This is a genomic window from Burkholderia sp. AU32262, assembly GCF_020419985.1.
Classification (GTDB): domain Bacteria; phylum Pseudomonadota; class Gammaproteobacteria; order Burkholderiales; family Burkholderiaceae; genus Burkholderia; species Burkholderia semiarida.
Map to the genome: position 1 here is coordinate 1 of NZ_JAIZRS010000061.1, position 3,644 is coordinate 3,644.

Here is a 3,644-nt window from a genome sequence, read left to right on the forward strand (position 1 = left end):
GTGGCGCGACGCCGACGGCAGCGCCGCCGGTTCGTGCGCGGCCGGCCGCGCGACGCTGCGCGCCGGCGCGAGCGCGATGCCGCCCGCGACGCGCCAGCCCGACACGATCGCCTTCATCTGGCGCGTCTGCTCCTCGAGCGACGCGGCCGCGGCGGCCGCCTGCTCGACGAGCGCCGCGTTCTGCTGCGTGACCGCGTCCATCTGGCCGACCGCGCGGTTGACCTGCTCGATGCCGGTCGACTGCTCGTCGGACGCGGCGCTGATCTCGCCCATGATGTCGGTCACGCGGCGCACGGCCTGCACGATCTCGTCCATCGTCGAGCCGGCGCGCGCGACGAGCGCCGACCCGCTGTCGACCTTCTCGGCCGAATCGCCGATCAACTGCTTGATTTCCTTCGCGGCGCTCGCGCTGCGCTGCGCGAGCGAGCGCACCTCGCCCGCGACCACCGCGAAGCCGCGGCCCTGCTCGCCGGCCCGCGCCGCCTCGACGGCCGCGTTCAGCGCGAGGATGTTGGTCTGGAACGCGATGCCTTCGATCGTGCCGATGATGTCGACGACCTTGCCGGAGCTCGCCGCGATGTCCTGCATCGTCGACACGACCTGGCCGACCACCTCGCCGCCCTGCGTCGCGATGTCCGACGCGTTCACCGCGAGCTGGCTCGCCTGCCGGGCGTTCTCCGCGTTCTGCCGCACGGTGCCCGTCAGTTGCTCCATGCTCGACGCGGTTTCCTGCAGCGACGCGGCCTGCTCCTCGGTGCGCTGCGACAGGTCGATGTTGCCGGTGGCGATCTCGCGCGCGCCGACGTCGATCGATTCGGTGCCGCGATGCACGGCCTGCACCATCGTCGTCACCGCGTCCTGCATCCGCTTGATGCCGCCGAACAGGCGGCCGATCTCGTTCGTGCTCGATACGTTCACCGGCTGCGTGAGGTCGCCCCCGGCAATGCGCTCGAAGTGCGCAATCGCATCCTCGATCGGCTGGACGATCAGCCCGCGCAGCACGAAGCGGATCGCGATCACGACGACGAACGCGATCGCGATGCCGGCCGCGATCAGCGCGACCATCATCGAGATCTGCGACTGCGTCGCGGCCTGACGTTCTTGCGCGCGCTTCTGCAGCGCCGCGATCACGGCCGACGCCGTCTGGTCGAACGCGACGAACATCGGGCTGATCTTCGTGTCCGCCACCGCATGGTACGCGGCCATGTCGCCCGCGCGCGCCGCGGCAAATTCGGGCTCCACGCCTTCCTTCACGATCGTCGTGTAGCGTGCGGCGAGCTCGTCGAGAAGCGCCTGCTCGACACCGAGCTTCGGCGTCGACTGGAACGCCTGCCAGTTCTGGTTCGACTTCGCGAACAGCTCCTGCGCGCGGTCGAGCACCTTCGCCGCGTCGGCCGCATTGCCGGCTTCGGTCAGCGTACGGAAGCGATCGAGCGCCACGCGCGAGCGCAGCAGTTGCGCGGCCGTGTCGTCGAGCGTGTGGATCGCCGGCAGGTCGACGTGCGCGATCTCGTCGAGCGAACGGCTCGCCTGATTGAGCGCGTAAAGGCCGAGCCCGCCGACCGCGGCGGCCAGGCACACGAGGATGAGTCCGACCGCCGTGAGCGTCGTGCGGATCGACCAGTTATGCAACATTGCAGATTCTCCCGAAATTGCTGCGCGCGCGGCGCGCTTACCCGCCGAGTGTCTCGATCAGCGCCATTTCACGGCTCGACATCAGCTTCTCGATGTCCATCAGGATCAGCATCCGGCCGTCGACCGTGCCGAGGCCCGTCAGGTACTCGGTCGTCAGCGTCGCGCCGAATTCCGGCGCCGGCATGATCTGGTCGGTCTGCAGCGTCAGCACGTCCGACACGCCGTCGACCACCATCCCGACCACGCGGTTCGACACGTTCAGGATGATCACGACGGTCTGGTGGTCGTACTCGACGCGGCCGAGGTGGAACTTGATCCGCATGTCGACGATCGGCACGATGATGCCGCGCAGGTTGATCACGCCCTTGATGAACTCGGGCGCGTTCGCGATTCGCGTGACGCTGTCGTAGCCGCGGATTTCCTGCACTTTCAGGATGTCGATCCCGTATTCCTCGTCGCCGAGCGTGAAGACGAGGAATTCCTGGCCCGTCGCATCGCCGTGTTCGGCGTCGCGGCGGCTCGTGGCCGCGTTCGCCGCGGCCGGATTGATCATTTGAACTTCAGCGGACACGTTTGCCCCCAATCGGTTGATGGCGAGAGTCAGAAGACGGCGAGTTCGGCGCCCGCACGGGCGCCGTGCGTCGCACGGGTTTCGCGGTTCAGCGCCGCGACGTCGACGATCAGCGCGACGCTGCCGTCGCCCAGGATGGTCGCCGCCGAGATGCCGTGGACCTTGCGGTAATTGGTTTCGAGGTTCTTCACGACCACCTGCTGCTGGCCGACCAGCTCGTCGATCAGCATCGCGAAGCGGCGCCCCTCGGTTTCCATGATCGTGACGATCCCCTGGGTCGGGTCGGTGCGCGCGTCGTCGACCGAGAACACCTCGTGCAGCGCGACGAGCGGCAGGTATTCGCCGCGCACGCGCACCACGCGCTCGCCGTTGCCGACCGTGTAGATGTCGTCGTTCGACGGCTGCAGCGACTCCATCACGAAGTTCAGCGGCAGGATGAAGATCTCGCTGCCCACCTTCACCGACATCCCGTCGAGGATCGCGAGCGTGAGCGGCAGCACGATCCGCGTGGTCGTGCCGCGGCCGGCCTGCGACGAGATTTCGACATGGCCGCCCATCGACTGGATGTTGCGCTTCACCACGTCCATCCCGACGCCGCGGCCCGACACGTCGGTCACCGTCTCGGCCGTCGAGAAGCCCGGCGCGAAGATCAGTTGCCAGACTTCGTCGTCGCTGATGTTCTCGGAGATCTGCATGCCCTGTTTCGCGGCCTTCGCGAGGATCCGCTCGCGGTTCAGGCCCGCGCCGTCGTCGCTCACCTCGATCACGATGTTGCCGCCGTGATGCGCGGCCGACAGCACGAGCTGGCCGACCGCGTCCTTGCCGGCGGCGACGCGCTTGTCGACCGTTTCGATCCCGTGGTCGAGGCTGTTGCGCACGAGGTGCGTGAGCGGATCGATGATCCGTTCGATCAGGCTCTTGTCGAGCTCGGTCGCCTGGCCGAACGTCACGAGCTCGACCTGCTTGCCGAGCTTGCCGGCGAGATCGCGCACGAGGCGCGGGAAGCGGCTGAACACGTAGTCCATCGGCATCATGCGGATCGACATCACCGCTTCCTGCAGGTCGCGCGCATTGCGCTCGAGCTGCGCCATCCCGTTGAACAGGCGGTCGTGCAGCGCCGGATCGAACGCGCTGGCCGTCTCGGCCAGCATCGCCTGCGTGATCACCAGTTCGCCGACGAGGTTGATCAGTTGGTCGACCTTCTCGACGCCGACGCGGATCGAGCTGCCTTCTGCGCCGCCCGCGGCCGCGGCGGCCGGGCGTGCGCGCTTGTCGTCGTGATGCGCGGCGGCGGCCGGCGCCGCATGTTCGGCCGGCTGCGGTTGCGCTCGAACGTGTTGCTGCGGCGGCGTGGCGGCTGCCGCGGCCGGGGCGGCGGGCGGCTCGGCCGGCGTCGATGCCGGCGCAGCCGGTTGCGGCGCGGCGGCCTGCAGCTGTC

The 3,644-nt window shown here is 68.7% G+C and carries 3 protein-coding genes; all 3 read right to left on the bottom strand.

The window, feature by feature from the left end:
• The coding region (locus tag LGN10_RS33230; protein WP_226226269.1) for a methyl-accepting chemotaxis protein at positions 1-1,635 on the bottom strand (1,635 nt) is incomplete at its 3' end.
• 37 nt (positions 1,636-1,672) lie between these two features.
• Complete coding sequence (gene cheW, locus LGN10_RS33235) at positions 1,673-2,188, bottom strand: chemotaxis protein CheW (RefSeq protein WP_059578098.1); 516 nt, start codon at positions 2,186-2,188, stop codon at positions 1,673-1,675.
• Between the two features lie 47 nt (positions 2,189-2,235).
• Positions 2,236-3,644 (bottom strand): chemotaxis protein CheW (locus LGN10_RS33240; RefSeq protein WP_226226271.1); only part of this gene is annotated, 1,409 nt, incomplete at its 5' end.